Source organism: Streptococcus plurextorum DSM 22810, assembly GCF_000423745.1.
In the GTDB taxonomy this organism is placed as follows: domain Bacteria; phylum Bacillota; class Bacilli; order Lactobacillales; family Streptococcaceae; genus Streptococcus; species Streptococcus plurextorum.
Genome location: NZ_AUIO01000001.1, coordinates 172,296 through 185,633, shown reverse-complemented (window position 1 = coordinate 185,633; position 13,338 = coordinate 172,296). Strand labels below are relative to the sequence as shown.

Annotated in this window: 15 protein-coding genes; 13 read left to right on the top strand and 2 right to left on the bottom strand. The window is 43.5% G+C overall.

Translation table 11 applies throughout. The annotated features are described in order from the left end of the window. Positions 1-7 precede the first annotated feature (7 nt). Positions 8-553: a phosphopantothenoylcysteine decarboxylase gene (coaC, locus tag G575_RS0100955; protein WP_027971066.1), complete on the bottom strand. Its 546-nt coding sequence runs from the start codon at positions 551-553 to the stop codon at positions 8-10. Beyond that, entirely contained in the window at positions 550-1,230 is a 681-nt protein-coding gene (locus G575_RS0100950) for a phosphopantothenate--cysteine ligase (RefSeq protein ID WP_027971065.1), read from the bottom strand. The genes coaC and G575_RS0100950 overlap by 4 nt, the downstream gene beginning before the upstream one ends. A gap of 439 nt (positions 1,231-1,669) precedes the next feature. Here G575_RS0100950 and G575_RS0100945 point away from each other — a divergent pair, with 439 nt between their 5' ends. The 13 genes from G575_RS0100945 (at position 1,670) to G575_RS0100885 (ending at position 13,335) form a co-directional block, all read left to right on the top strand. Next, positions 1,670-2,164 carry a YkgJ family cysteine cluster protein gene (locus G575_RS0100945; RefSeq protein ID WP_027971064.1) on the top strand — a complete coding sequence of 165 codons (495 nt, stop codon included), beginning with the start codon at positions 1,670-1,672 and terminating at the stop codon, positions 2,162-2,164. A 43-nt stretch (positions 2,165-2,207) separates the two neighbouring features. After that, on the top strand, positions 2,208-2,528 hold the full coding sequence (locus tag G575_RS0100940; protein ID WP_027971063.1) for a putative heavy metal-binding protein: 321 nt from the start codon (positions 2,208-2,210) through the stop codon (positions 2,526-2,528). An 84-nt stretch (positions 2,529-2,612) separates the two neighbouring features. Next, on the top strand, positions 2,613-4,598 hold the full coding sequence (gene uvrB, locus G575_RS0100935; protein WP_027971062.1) for an excinuclease ABC subunit UvrB: 1,986 nt from the start codon (positions 2,613-2,615) through the stop codon (positions 4,596-4,598). 400 nt (positions 4,599-4,998) lie between these two features. After that, entirely contained in the window at positions 4,999-5,148 is a 150-nt protein-coding gene (locus G575_RS12260; protein WP_169365881.1) for a hypothetical protein, read from the top strand. A 180-nt stretch (positions 5,149-5,328) separates the two neighbouring features. Continuing rightward, positions 5,329-5,670, top strand: a complete 342-nt coding sequence (locus tag G575_RS0100925; RefSeq protein ID WP_027971061.1) for a putative quinol monooxygenase — start codon at positions 5,329-5,331, stop codon at positions 5,668-5,670. Positions 5,671-5,786: 116 nt separating this feature from the next. Next, positions 5,787-6,671: a tRNA (adenosine(37)-N6)-dimethylallyltransferase MiaA gene (miaA, locus tag G575_RS0100920; RefSeq protein WP_027971060.1), complete on the top strand. Its 885-nt coding sequence runs from the start codon at positions 5,787-5,789 to the stop codon at positions 6,669-6,671. Between the two features lie 79 nt (positions 6,672-6,750). Continuing rightward, the gene (hflX, locus tag G575_RS0100915) at positions 6,751-7,989 is read left to right on the top strand and encodes a GTPase HflX (protein WP_027971059.1); all 1,239 of its coding nucleotides are present in this window, start codon (positions 6,751-6,753) and stop codon (positions 7,987-7,989) included. Beyond that, the gene (locus G575_RS0100910; RefSeq protein ID WP_027971058.1) at positions 7,982-8,629 is read left to right on the top strand and encodes a cystathionine beta-lyase; all 648 of its coding nucleotides are present in this window, start codon (positions 7,982-7,984) and stop codon (positions 8,627-8,629) included. The genes hflX and G575_RS0100910 overlap by 8 nt, the downstream gene beginning before the upstream one ends. Beyond that, the gene (rnz, locus tag G575_RS0100905) at positions 8,630-9,559 is read left to right on the top strand and encodes a ribonuclease Z (RefSeq protein WP_027971057.1); all 930 of its coding nucleotides are present in this window, start codon (positions 8,630-8,632) and stop codon (positions 9,557-9,559) included. Next, a complete protein-coding gene (locus G575_RS0100900) occupies positions 9,556-10,323 on the top strand; it encodes an SDR family NAD(P)-dependent oxidoreductase (RefSeq protein WP_027971056.1) in 768 nt (255 codons plus the stop codon). Before rnz ends, G575_RS0100900 begins: the two co-directional genes overlap by 4 nt. After that, positions 10,323-10,694 (top strand): PaaI family thioesterase, encoded by a 372-nt coding sequence (locus G575_RS0100895; RefSeq protein WP_027971055.1) that lies wholly within the window; start codon positions 10,323-10,325, stop codon positions 10,692-10,694. Before G575_RS0100900 ends, G575_RS0100895 begins: the two co-directional genes overlap by 1 nt. Positions 10,695-10,721: 27 nt before the next feature. Further along, positions 10,722-12,926: a single-stranded-DNA-specific exonuclease RecJ gene (gene recJ, locus G575_RS0100890; protein ID WP_027971054.1), complete on the top strand. Its 2,205-nt coding sequence runs from the start codon at positions 10,722-10,724 to the stop codon at positions 12,924-12,926. After that, positions 12,919-13,335 (top strand): hypothetical protein, encoded by a 417-nt coding sequence (locus G575_RS0100885; RefSeq protein WP_027971053.1) that lies wholly within the window; start codon positions 12,919-12,921, stop codon positions 13,333-13,335. Before recJ ends, G575_RS0100885 begins: the two co-directional genes overlap by 8 nt. Positions 13,336-13,338: the final 3 nt, after the last annotated feature.

The following is a 13,338-nucleotide window of genomic DNA, read 5'->3' as shown; positions in this document are numbered from 1 at the left end:
TTTTTTTCTATTCACCGAGTGTCTCCTCTATGGTTTGTAAAATAATGTCAAGATCAGCCAGAGCCCCTCGTCCCACATCACCACAGGCTAGTAAGGCGGATTTTGGTTGGATTTCCAAGTAGCCGATGTCTTTTAGAGTAGCAAGATTGCGTTGGGTCAAGGGGTTGTCATACATTTTAGTGTTCATGGCTGGTGCGATGAGTTTTGGGGTCTTGCTAGGAAGAGCTAGCGCAGTGGCTGTTACCATGTTATCCGCTAGTCCCTGTGCCAATTTAGCGATGGTATTGGCTGAGGCAGGTGCAACTAAGAAGAGATCAGCTTCCTTAGCTAGGTCGATGTGGTTGATTCGGTCTGCTATTTTTTCTGTCATCACATCTGTGTGGACAGGGTTTTTGGACAAGACTTGTAAGGTCAGCGGTGTGATAAAATCAGTGGCTGCAGCAGTCATCAGGACATGCACCTGATAACCGAGTTTCCCGAGTTGACTAGTCAAGTCAGCTGTCTTATAAGCTGCGATAGAGCCAGATACTGCAAGTAGGATTGTTTTACTCATAGAGTCAACCTTTCGTAGAGTTTGTCAGCAATGTCAGACTTAGTGGTAGCCAGTATCTCAGCGTCTTGATCTACCAGATAAGCCAGGTGTTGGTCTGGTGTGATGTCTTTGAGATCGTTGGCAACAATAAGTTCAGCTTGGTTGTTAACCAGACTCTTGCGTGCGATTTGAAAGAGCTCTGCCTTTTCCACAGCTACCAAGAGCTTAAAGCCAACCAAGCGGATATGGGGATTCCATGTCTTGACAAGGCTGATGATTTTTGGTGTTTTTTTAAGGAAAAGAACCTGGTAGTCAGCTTTTGAGGAAATCTTGGCTTCCTCATTTTTGTGAGTCAATAGCTGAGCAGGTGAGTCAGCTTTTTCCAACTCATCAATATCTGTCATATAGACAGGCGTGTAGTCAGATACCGCCATGCTGTGAATCAGTACGTCATGAGATTTGACTAAGGGCTCTAATGTTTCAAGGAGTGATGCCACATCACTGATGACAGAGACTCTTAAGCCTTCTTGAGCCTCAGGTTTGACGGCTTGTTTTGTTGTCACTAAAGTGACCTGATGACCGCCAGCTAAAAAGCGTTCTGCAATGATTTTTCCAAGATGACCTGTAGCGTGATTGGTGATGCCACGCACCTGATCAATAGCCTCAGTGGTACCACCTGATGTAATCAAAATTTTCATAGGCTGATTATATTAAAAAATGCCTTATTTGTAAATGATGAAGTCACAAGAGATATGCTATAATAGAGCAATAGTTAAGAAACTAGCAAAGCGATTAGGAAACTCATTATGGACTTGCCCCTTATCATCTGCTTGTTCCAGCTACCGACCCTATAGGGTGAGCCTCTTTATCACCCATTTTTGGGGAATTGGTACGGATATGGCGCCTTTATAAAGAAGGCGCCAACCTATGTGGCCTATCTGAGGCATTCTCCCATCAAAGCTAGCCTAGTCAGGTTCAATAGGGTATCGGATCCGATGAACGTAGGTCAGTGCCGTTAGGGTTGGTAATATAGAGGAAAATGACTTTGGGGATGCCACTGTTGTCCTCAGTAAAGTTGTTGTGGTTTCAGGTATTGATTTGGACGAGGAGTCATCAAAATGATAGAGGAGACATTATATGGGTAGGATTGATCTTGAAAAATACCATGAGTTAGCCCTTCAAAAGCAAGGAGAACACCGTAAATTTTTAACAAGCTTAAAAAAGAAAGCACCAAAGGACTTAGATAAGATTGTTCAGCAGGTTCACCGTGAGGTGTTCCTAGAGATTGATTGTACAGAGTGTGCCAATTGTTGTCGTAACCTAGGGCCTCTTTTCACAGAGGCTGATATTACCCGTATTGCTAAACATTTTCGCATGAAGCTGCCTGTCTTTGAAGACATGTATCTGCGGATGGATGAAGATGGAGATAAGGTTTTTCAAGCCATGCCCTGTCCTTTTTTGGGGGATGATAATCTTTGCAGCATCTATGATGTTCGCCCCAAAGCCTGTCGTGAATTTCCTCATACAGACCGTAAAAAGATCTACCAGATTAACAACCTTACCATCAAAAATACTTTGTTTTGTCCAGCAGCCTATCTATTTGTTGAAAAGCTAAGAGAACGCTTGCTATAGGATACTGACCATGCTATAATGAGGAGAAAAAGGAGGTTATCCTATGATTATTACAACATCTAATCACATCGATGGTCGTCAAGTGACGGCTTATAAAGGGATTGTATTTGGTGAAGTTATCACTGGAATCAACATGTTCAAAGACATTGGTGCTGGCTTGCGTAATATCTTTGGAGGTCGTTCAGGATCTTATGAAGGGGAATTGACTCAAGCACGTGAATCAGCTCTGGCAGAAATGGAAGCAAGAGCGAGTCAATTGGGAGCAGATGCAATCATTGCTGTTAAAATGGACTATGAAGTGCTCGGTTCTGATAATGGTATGCTCATGGTGACCTGCAGTGGTACTGCAGTGACATTGTCATAATAGTAACAAAAGGAAAGATTGGAAAAACAATCTTTCTTTTTTCTATGGTAAAATAGAGGAAAAGAGTTTCAAAGGATAGGTAAAATGATTGATAGACGAGAAAACAATACCTTTAAGCTGGTCTCAAAATACCAGCCATCTGGTGACCAGCCACAAGCCATCGAAACCTTGGTGGATAACATCGAGGGAGGTGAAAAAGCCCAGATTCTCATGGGGGCGACGGGGACTGGTAAGACTTACACCATGAGTCAGGTCATCGCCCGTGTCAACAAGCCTACCTTGGTCATTGCCCACAACAAGACCTTGGCAGGTCAGCTTTATAGTGAGTTCAAGGAATTCTTCCCAGAAAATGCGGTCGAATACTTTGTGTCCTACTACGATTACTACCAGCCAGAAGCCTATGTTCCTTCTAGTGATACCTATATTGAGAAGGACAGTTCGGTCAATGACGAGATTGACAAACTTCGTCACTCAGCGACGTCAGCACTCCTCGAACGCAATGATGTCATTATCGTAGCTTCGGTTTCTTGTATCTATGGTTTGGGGTCACCTAAAGAATATGCGGACTCTGCCGTTTCCCTGCGTCCAGGTCAGGAAATCTCTAGGGACCAATTGCTCAATGCCCTTGTGGATATTCAGTTTGAGCGCAATGACATTGACTTCCAACGGGGACGCTTCCGTGTGCGTGGGGATGTGGTGGAGATTTTCCCAGCTTCTCGTGATGAACACGCCTTCCGTGTGGAGTTTTTCGGGGATGAAATCGACCGCATTCGTGAGATTGAAAGCCTGACAGGTAAGGTCTTGGGCGATGTGGACCACTTGGCGATTTTCCCTGCCACCCACTTCGTGACCAACGACGATCACATGGAAACGGCCATTGCCAAGATTCAAGCAGAACTGGAAGAGCAGCTCAAGGTCTTTGAGGCAGAAGGAAAACTCTTAGAAGCTCAGCGATTGAAACAACGAACCGACTACGACATTGAAATGCTACGGGAAATGGGCTACACCAACGGAGTTGAGAACTATTCACGACACATGGACGGGCGAAGCGAGGGCGAGCCTCCTTATACCCTACTGGACTTTTTCCCAGAGGATTTCTTGATCATGATTGACGAGAGCCACATGACTATGGGGCAGATTAAGGGCATGTACAATGGCGACCGCGCTCGCAAGCAGATGTTGGTCGATTATGGTTTCCGCCTCCCGAGTGCACTGGACAATAGACCGCTGCGCAGGGAAGAATTTGAGAGCCATGTCCACCAGATTGTCTATGTCTCTGCGACGCCGGGTGACTATGAAATGGAGCAGACCGATACCATTGTCGAGCAGATCATTCGGCCGACTGGGCTTCTAGATCCAGAAGTGGAAGTCCGTCCAACCATGGGACAGATGGACGATCTCTTGGGCGAAATCAATGCCCGTGCTGAAAAAGGTGAGCGTGTCTTTGTCACTACTCTAACTAAGAAAATGGCAGAGGACTTGACCGACTACCTGAAAGAAATGGGCGTCAAGGTCAAGTATATGCACTCGGATATCAAGACCTTGGAGCGGACGGAGATTATCCGTGATCTTCGCCTGGGTGTCTTTGATGTCCTGATAGGAATTAACCTCTTGCGTGAAGGGATTGACGTGCCAGAAGTCAGTCTGGTGGCTATCTTGGACGCTGACAAGGAAGGCTTCCTCCGTAATGAACGGGGGCTCATTCAGACAATCGGTCGGGCAGCTCGTAACGCTGAAGGCCATGTGATTATGTATGCGGACAAGGTCACCGAGTCTATGCGGAAGGCTATGGAAGAAACAGCCCGCCGCCGTCAAATCCAAATGGCTTATAATGAAGAACATGGTATCATTCCACAGACCATTAAGAAGGAAATCCGTGATCTGATTAGCGTGACCAAGGCTGTCACTCAGGACAAGGAAGAAGTTGTGGACTTCAATGCCCTCAACAAAGACGAACGCAAGGCCATGATCAAGAAACTGGAAGGTCAGATGCAGGAAGCGGCAGAAGTGCTTGACTTTGAACTGGCAGCCCAGATTCGTGATATGGTCATTGAGTTGAAGAATATGTAAGAGCATGGTAGAGAAGTAAGGGTCGTATCAAGTGAGAGATAGTGTATCGGGAAATGAAGGAGTAAGGCTATTAGCCTATTGACTGTCTTTCTTACCTACCTACTTTAGGTACTGACAATCCTCATGCTTTATTATTGAATATCGAACCTTATTGAAGCTATCATAGAGCAACTTGATAGAAAAGATGAGTAGTCTGTAGAAGCCATAAGACTTGTGAAATATCCTCAAAAAAAATCAGGTGGTCATTTTGTAAAGCGATTCATTACATGATTGACAATTTTTTGGATTATATATAATAATATTACAATAACTAGTTCCGTTAGCCATTTAGCATCTTTACTTAGGAAGTATATGATGCTAGGGCACAACATGTCATCGCTTTTAGAGGAGGAGTGATACCATGAATGAAAAAAGACACATCTACTTACTTTGTCTAGCTATTATTTTGTCATCTATCATTTTAGGCGCTTTTATCTATCAAGGACTTGATACATTAGGTCAATTTATCAATGATGGGCTGAGAGTCATGAATCAAAATTTAGCTCGATAAGACTGTTCTGTAAAATTCAGATTATTGAAACGGCGAATCAGGAATAATGGTCGCTGTTTTTTAGTAGGCTGTCACCCTAACCTGTTGACCAAAAAGCAAAAATCATGTTTTTTTGTTGCGAGAGCTAGTCAAATCATGGCATAATTAACTTAATCACGAGAAAGCCTAGGAGGTGGCCTGATGCCTATAACCATCAATATTTACTATACCGGTCTTGGAAATGCTGCTAAGGAATTTGCAACAGAAATGATTTCTAGTGGTATTGTTTCAGAGATTAGAGAGAAAAAAGGCAATTTAAAATACGATTACTTCTTTCCATTTGATGATCACGAAACGATTCTCTTGATTGACAGGTGGGAAAACCAAGAGGCACTAGATGAACACCATCACTCGCCTATCATGACAAAAATCATGAGCTTAAGGGAAAAGTACAAGTTGCAGATGAGGGTGGAAAGATATGTCGAAGATGATTACCAAATACCTAAAGGTGATGAAAAATATAGTCAAGTCGAGATAAGATAACCGTTACAATAGGGTTTGTCGAAGAAACTTGACTGACTTGACTGCGATGAAGAGGTGAGACACAGCCCTATCCCTTGCGATTTGGACTCTTATCAGAGCTGTGCTATAATAGCCTTATGACAAAAGTAATTGTAATTGCAGGACCTACAGCGGTGGGCAAGACTGCGCTAGGGATTCAGTTGGCACAAGCCTTTAATGGGGAGATTATTTCTGGGGACAGTCAGCAAGTTTACCGTAAACTTAATATCGGTACCGCTAAGGCGACTGCTGAGGAACAGACAGCTGCCAAGCACCATCTCATCGATGTCCGTGAGGTGACAGAGACCTATTCAGCTTTTGATTTTGTGGTAGAAGCAAAAGAGGCTATCGACCAAATCACTTGCCGAGGAAAAGTCCCTATCATAGTGGGCGGGACGGGACTTTATTTACAGAGTTTACTTGAAGGCTACCATCTAGGTGGTCAGGTTGATCAAAAGGCAGTTTTGGCCTATCGCCAGGAGCTCAATGCTTTTTCTGATGAGATTTTGTTTGGGAAAATAGCAGAGCTAGGCTTAACGATTCCTGAGCTTAACCGCAGACGTGCCATGAGAGCTCTTGAGCTTGATAAATTTTCAGACAAGCTTGAAAATCAAATGCCAGACTATGATGCGCTGTTAATTTGTTTGACTGATGAGCGTGAGAGACTCTATGACCGTATCAATGCTCGTGTCGATAAAATGGTTGAAGCTGGCTTGCTGGATGAGGCTAAGTGGCTTTATGAGACATTTCCTGATGCGCAAGCAGCTAGAGCTATTGGCTACAAAGAGCTGTTTCCTTATTTCGCTGGAGAGACGGATTTGCCGAGTGCCCTTAATCTGTTAAAACAAAATAGCCGTCGCTTTGCCAAACGGCAATTGACCTGGTTCAGAAACCGTATGGACATGATGTTTTATGACGTTAGCGATAGCCACTTTCCAAATAATGTTAGGGAAAAAGTGGCCGAATTTTTGGATGAAAAATGATGTCAGGGTGGTCTGTTTGACCGCCTTTTTGTATTTTTATGATAAAATGGTAGAAGTGAGTTTTTCAAGGAGGTCGACCATGATCGAGACTAAAAAAGAGCAAGAGCGTGTCATCTTGGTCGGTGTTGAATTACAAGACACAGAACACTTTGACATGTCAATGGCAGAGCTAGCAAATCTTGCTAAAACAGCTGGAGCAGAAGTGGTGGCTAGCTATACTCAAAAGCGAGAGCGTTATGACAGTAAATCCTTTATTGGTTCTGGAAAATTGGCAGAAATCAAAGCCATCGTTGAGGCTGATGAGATAGACACCGTTATTGTCAATAACCGCTTGACCCCTAGGCAGAATGCCAATTTAGAGACCGAGCTAGGGGTGAAAGTGATTGACCGCATGCAGTTGATTTTAGACATTTTTGCTATGCGGGCAAGAAGTCACGAAGGCAAGCTTCAAGTCCATTTGGCTCAACTAAAATACATGTTGCCACGACTTGTTGGACAAGGGATCATGCTTAGTCGTCAGGCTGGGGGTATTGGGTCTCGTGGGCCGGGTGAGAGTCAATTGGAGCTTAACCGCCGCTCTATTCGTCATCAAATCGCTGACATTGAACGTCAGCTGAAGGTGGTTGAGAAAAATCGACAGACCATTCGTGATAAGCGCAGTCAAGCAGATGTTTTTAAGATTGGCTTGATAGGTTATACCAATGCTGGCAAGTCAACCATCATGAATCTTCTGACGGACAATAGTCAGTATGAAGCAGATGAACTGTTTGCGACACTGGACGCCACCACAAAGCAGATTTATTTGCAAAATCAATTTCAGGCGACCTTGACTGACACGGTTGGCTTTATCCAGGACTTGCCGACAGAGTTGGTGGCGGCTTTCAAATCAACCTTGGAAGAGTCTCGCTATGTGGACTTGCTTTTACATGTCATTGATGCCTCTGATCCAGACCATGCTGAGCAGGAAAAGGTGGTTTTGGACCTTTTGAAAGAGTTAGACATGCTGGATATTCCGCGCTTAGCTATTTATAATAAAATGGATAAAGCGGTCAATCTAACCGCGACAGCCTTTCCAAATGTTCGCCTCTCAGCTCGAGAAGATGGTGCAAAAGATTTGTTACGAAAGCTGATTGTCGATGAGATTCGAGATATTTTTGAGCCATTTTCAGTTAAGGTGAGCCAAGATAAGCTCTACAAACTTTACGACCTTAATAAGGTGGCTCTTTTAGACAGTTACCATTTTGAGGAGACAACTGAGGACATCACAGGTCATATCGCCTCGCATAACCGTTGGAAATTGGAAGATTTTTATGACTGATTACCTAGAACTTGCTCTGACTTATGGAGGCTTTACCAGTTTGGATAAGGCTTATTTAACCCATAAGCTAAAGCACCTGTCAGAAGAAGACAAGTTGGCCTTTATCACACCACCGCCAAGTGTTATTAACGCCTACTTTGCAGAATATTATCAAAAACAAGGTCCCAAAGCAGCGACAGATTACTTTTTCAGCTTAAGTTCTGCGCTGAAACTCTACACCAGCAACCCATCTTTTGCAGAAGAAAAACCTTTTATTCGTTTAAATCTGTCAGGTAAATCTTACGGCTTTGCCTATGAAAGCGACAAAGAGCTGGCAAGGGTCTTTTCAGAAGAGGCTGAGTTGGTGACACCTCAGCTCTTGTTTGAGTTGGCACAGCTTTTTCCGCACTATATGGTATCTGTTCAAGCAGAGCAGATCAAGATGGCTAAGCTGGCTTTTGAAGACCTAGAGCTGGAAGACCTGACACCTGACTGGGCACTGCTCAGTCAGGTCACAAGGCTTCCGAATCAGTTGATTAAAATAAGCTCCTTTAATCAGGAGGAGTGTTTAGACTTGGCCTGTCAGTATCAGGGACAGGCTTACTACCATTTTGAACAAAGACAGTTTGTTGTCTACATGAGATTAGAAAGTATGGATTAAATGGAAATTCAATTCCTTGGAACAGGGGCAGGTCAACCTGCCAAACAACGTAATGTCTCGAGCTTAGTTTTGAAGCTGCTAGATGAAATCAATGAGGTCTGGATGTTTGATTGTGGTGAAGGCACCCAGCGCCAGATTTTAGAAACCACGATTCGCCCACGTAAGGTCAAAAAAATCTTTATCACCCACCTTCATGGGGACCATGTCTTAGGGCTTCCTGGTTTTCTGGCCAGTCGTGCTTTTCAAGCCAGTGAAGAACAAACCGATTTAACAATCTATGGTCCAGTTGGTATTCGCCAATTTGTGTTGACCAGCTTAAAAGTGACAGGTTCACGCCTGCCTTATCGGATTCATTTTCAGGAGTTGGATAAGGATAATCTTGGTAACATTTTAGAGACCGATAAGTTTACGGTTTATGCAGAGGCCTTAGATCACAGTATTTTTTGTTTAGGGTATCGTGTGATGCAAAAGGATCTTGAAGGGACTCTTGATGCTGAAGGCCTAAAAGCTGCGGGTGTTCCTTTTGGCCCTCTTTTTGGGAAGGTCAAAAATGGGGAAGATATTGTGCTTGAAGACGGTACAAAAATCATTGCCAAAGATTATATTTCAGAGCCTAAAAAAGGGAAGGTTATCACGATATTAGGGGACACAAGAAAGTGTGACGCCAGCATTCGATTGGGATTAGGAGCAGATGTCTTAGTGCATGAGTCAACCTATGGTCGCGGTGATGAAGCGATTGCTCGTCATCATGGGCACTCGACCAATATCCAAGCAGCAGAAGTGGCTAAAGCAGCCTCTGCTAAGCGGTTGTTACTCAATCATATTTCGGCGCGTTTCTTGGGGCGTGATTGTGTGCAACTGGAAAAAGATGCTGCACAGATTTTCCCACATGTCCGTGTGGTGCGTGATTTTGAGGAGATTGAGATTTGAGAGTGATTGCCATTACAGGCGCTTCTGGAGGCATAGCAGAGCAGATTATCAAGCGACTGCCTGAGGACGATATGCTAGTTCTTATTGGCCGTAGCCAAGAAAAACTAGAAAGCCTGTACAAGGAGCGTCTCAATAAACGTTGTATCGGTCTTGACATCACAGACGATCAGGCTGTAGAAGCCTTGTGCCAACACCTGTATCAGGAATTTGGCAAGATAGATATTTTGATCAATAATGCTGGTTACGCCGTTTATAAGGATTTTGAGACATTTTCTATGCCTGAAATCCGTGACATGTTTGATGTTAATACCTTTGCTAGCATGAACTTTTGTCGCTTAATTGGCGGGCAGATGAAGAAGGCTAAGTCAGGCCATATCATTTCGATTGTTTCCATGTCAGGTTATATGGCTACGAGTCAATCATCGATTTATTCGGCGTCCAAGTTTGCTATGATTGGTTATTCAGATACCTTGCGTTTAGAATTAGCTCCCCATAATGTCTATGTGACCACAGTCAATCCAGGACCAGTTGCGACAAGGTTTTTTGATCAGGCTGATCCAACAGGCAGTTATCTAGAAAGTGTCAAAGCTTTTACCTTAGAACCCCAAGTGGTTGCGGAAAAAATCATTGCCATTTTAGGCAAGGAAAAACGTCATCTCAATATGCCATGGACGCTAAATCTGGCTCACAAGTGTTACACGCTTTTCCCTAGACTGTCAGACTATTTAGCAGGCACTGTTTTTAATTTTAAGGATAAGAAATAATGGATATGACCTTACAGGAAATCAAGGTTTTTGAGAATTACACGATTGAAACCGCAGAAAAAGGGCATGTTGTCCTCAGTACAAGAGTGGTTGACAGTTCACTCAACTACTACGGAAACGCTCACGGAGGCTATCTCTTTACCCTCTGTGATCAAGTGGCTGGACTTGTCGTGCGCTCGACTGATACAAATGCCGTAACGCTTCAGTCCAATATTAACTACCTAAGACCGGGGCGGCTGGCGGATCGTTTGACCGTTGAAGGGCTCTTGACACATAGTGGACGGACCACAAAAGTCGTTGATGTAACGATTACCAACAGCAAAGGGAAGCTTATTTGCAAAGGGGCTTTTACCATGTTTGTAACGCCCTAAAACCTATTTTATTGTCAAGGATATGTTATGATTACTTCAAAATTCACTTGGGCTTTTGGGAACAAGGAACCTGACCAGAGCTTTTTAAAGATGGCTAAGAAGGCCGGGGTAACAGAAAAAGCGGCGCAGATTGCTTTTGAACGTGGAATCGCTACCGAAGAAGCTCTGATGGCTTTTTTAGGAGCGGACCTCACACAACTACACAGCCCCTATCTTCTCCATGATATGGATAAGGCAGTTAATCGCATTCGTCAAGCTATCGAAAATAATGAGCAAATCCTCATCTATGGGGACTATGACGCCGATGGTATGACAAGTGCGACGATTGTCAAGGAGGCTTTAGAGATGATGGGAGCAGAGACCATTGTCTATCTTCCTAATCGTTTTACTGATGGTTACGGCCCCAATCAGAGTGTTTATAAATATTATATTGAACACCATGACGTTTCTCTTATTGTAACGGTGGACAATGGCGTAGCAGGGCATGAAGCTATTGCTTATGCACAAAGTCAAGGAGTTGACGTTATTGTGACAGATCACCACAGTATGCCAGCAGAGCTTCCAGATGCTTTTGCCATTGTGCATCCTGAACATCCCCAAGCAGACTATCCCTTTAAACATTTGGCTGGCTGTGGTGTAGCCTTTAAGCTGGCCTGTGCCCTTCTTGAATCGCTTCCAACAGAATTGTTAGACTTGGTGGCTATTGGAACTATCGCTGATATGGTCAGTTTGACGGATGAAAACCGTATTATGGTTAAGGTGGGACTGTCCATGTTACGACAAACGGAGCGTGTAGGGTTATTAGAACTTCTAAAATTATCAGATGTCGACCTAAATGCTATTGATGAAGACACGGTTGGCTTTACAATTGCTCCCCAACTCAACGCTTTGGGGCGTCTAGATGATCCAAACCCTGCTGTTGAACTTTTGACCAGTTTTGATGATGAGGAAGCGCAAGCCATTGCCCTCATGATTAAGGAAAAAAATGCAGAGCGAAAAGCCATTGTTCAGCGTATCTTAGATGAAGCTATGGCTATGGTTAATCCTGATAAACCTGTACAAGTATTAGCTAAAGCCGGTTGGCATCCGGGAGTATTAGGAATCGTGGCTGGTCGTATCATGGAGGAAATCGGTCAAACCGTAGTGGTCCTAAATATTGAAAATGGTCTGGCAAAAGGCTCAGCTCGTAGTCTGGAGTCTATTGATATTTTTGCCGCTTTGAATGATCATCGCGAGATTTTTACCGCTTTTGGGGGACATAGCGGAGCTGCTGGCATGACACTTCCGGAGGAAAATGTCGAAAAACTCTCAGACCTTCTTTGCTCCTATGTGGTGGATCATGCTATTGACACCAATTTGAAAAACACATTGAGACTTGATGGAGAGCTTGATTTGGCAGAGCTCAGTCTTGAGACCATTAAATCACTAGATAAGTTAGCACCATTTGGGATGGACAATAAAAAACCTATTTTCTGGCTTAGAGATATTAAGGTTACGCAGGCCCGTACCATGGGACAAGGCAATGCTCATCTTAAACTGAAAATCACTCAAAATGGCGCAGACTATGATGTGATTGCTTTTCATCAAGGAAACCTCTTGCAGGAATTTCAACAGGCACAGGGGTTAGAATTGGCTGTTAGCTTATCAGTCAATGTGTGGAACGGTGCGACAACTCTACAACTAATGCTAGAAGATGCTCGTGTCAATGGGGTGCAACTCTTTGATATTCGTGCTAAAAATGCCAGTTTACCAGTAGGAGTACCAGATATTGCTCTTTCTCCTACCTCTGAGGCTGTAGTGGTCAGTGAACTGCCAGCTTCAGCGGCAGAGCTTAAAGCCCTTTTTTCAGGGAAACAGTTTGAAGCGATTTATTTTAAAAATACCATCAGAGAGGCCTTTTATCTAACAGGCTATGGCACGCGAGAGCAGTACGCAAGACTCTACAAGACCATCTATCAATTTCCAGAATTTGATGTTCGCTACAAGCTTAAGGAGCTTAGTCAATTTCTTAACATTGATCAGATTCTTTTGGTCAAAATGATTCAGATTTTTGAGGAATTGGCATTTGTAACCATTACTGACGGTATTATGACGGTCAATAAAGAAGCTAAAAAGCGAGATATCTCGGAGAGCCAGATTTACCAAAAGCTCAAAGAAGTTGTAAAATACCAAGAATTGATGGCGCTTGGAACCCCTCAAGAAATCTATGAGTGGTTGATGGCTGATGACTGAAGCAGAATTGATTCGAAAAGCAGTAAGTCTCCTGCTTGAGACAAGCTATTATCAACATCATCGGGATTTTAAACACCTTCATTCACTCTTTGATGGGACGCGTTTGGATATGCAGGTCAAGATGACTTTTTCATCACAAGAGCAAGAACTGGGTATTTTTGTCAGTGAGCGTGGACAAATTATCTTTGAAAAAATAACCCAAGATCTGGATTTGGCTGCCTATTATATTGTTTATCATGTTATCGATAAGGTGACCAGAGATTCTTATGTCAATAATAGCTTGTCGGTTGAAAAGGCATTTTATCATCAAAGAAATGCAACAGCTAAAGCTCATTTGGCGCTAGCTTTTCACCAAATCGGTGCCCCTTATTTACAGTATTTTAAGCAAAGCGAGAAGACCTTCTATTAAAAA

Excerpts from the sequence above, each read along its gene's own strand:
- G575_RS0100910 (WP_027971058.1), top strand. The coding sequence starts at position 7,982 with ATGACTGATTACCTAGAACTTGCTCTGACTTATGGAGGCTTTACCAGT.
- G575_RS0100895 (WP_027971055.1), top strand. The coding sequence starts at position 10,323 with ATGGATATGACCTTACAGGAAATCAAGGTTTTTGAGAATTACACGATT.
- hflX (WP_027971059.1), top strand. The coding sequence starts at position 6,751 with ATGATCGAGACTAAAAAAGAGCAAGAGCGTGTCATCTTGGTCGGTGTT.
- G575_RS0100885 (WP_027971053.1), top strand. The coding sequence starts at position 12,919 with ATGACTGAAGCAGAATTGATTCGAAAAGCAGTAAGTCTCCTGCTTGAG.
- uvrB (WP_027971062.1), top strand. The coding sequence starts at position 2,613 with ATGATTGATAGACGAGAAAACAATACCTTTAAGCTGGTCTCAAAATAC.
- coaC (WP_027971066.1), bottom strand. The coding sequence starts at position 553 with ATGAGTAAAACAATCCTACTTGCAGTATCTGGCTCTATCGCAGCTTAT.
- miaA (WP_027971060.1), top strand. The coding sequence starts at position 5,787 with ATGACAAAAGTAATTGTAATTGCAGGACCTACAGCGGTGGGCAAGACT.
- G575_RS0100925 (WP_027971061.1), top strand. The coding sequence starts at position 5,329 with ATGCCTATAACCATCAATATTTACTATACCGGTCTTGGAAATGCTGCT.
- rnz (WP_027971057.1), top strand. The coding sequence starts at position 8,630 with ATGGAAATTCAATTCCTTGGAACAGGGGCAGGTCAACCTGCCAAACAA.
- G575_RS0100940 (WP_027971063.1), top strand. The coding sequence starts at position 2,208 with ATGATTATTACAACATCTAATCACATCGATGGTCGTCAAGTGACGGCT.
- G575_RS0100950 (WP_027971065.1), bottom strand. The coding sequence starts at position 1,230 with ATGAAAATTTTGATTACATCAGGTGGTACCACTGAGGCTATTGATCAG.
- G575_RS0100945 (WP_027971064.1), top strand. The coding sequence starts at position 1,670 with ATGGGTAGGATTGATCTTGAAAAATACCATGAGTTAGCCCTTCAAAAG.
- recJ (WP_027971054.1), top strand. The coding sequence starts at position 10,722 with ATGATTACTTCAAAATTCACTTGGGCTTTTGGGAACAAGGAACCTGAC.
- G575_RS12260 (WP_169365881.1), top strand. The coding sequence starts at position 4,999 with ATGAATGAAAAAAGACACATCTACTTACTTTGTCTAGCTATTATTTTG.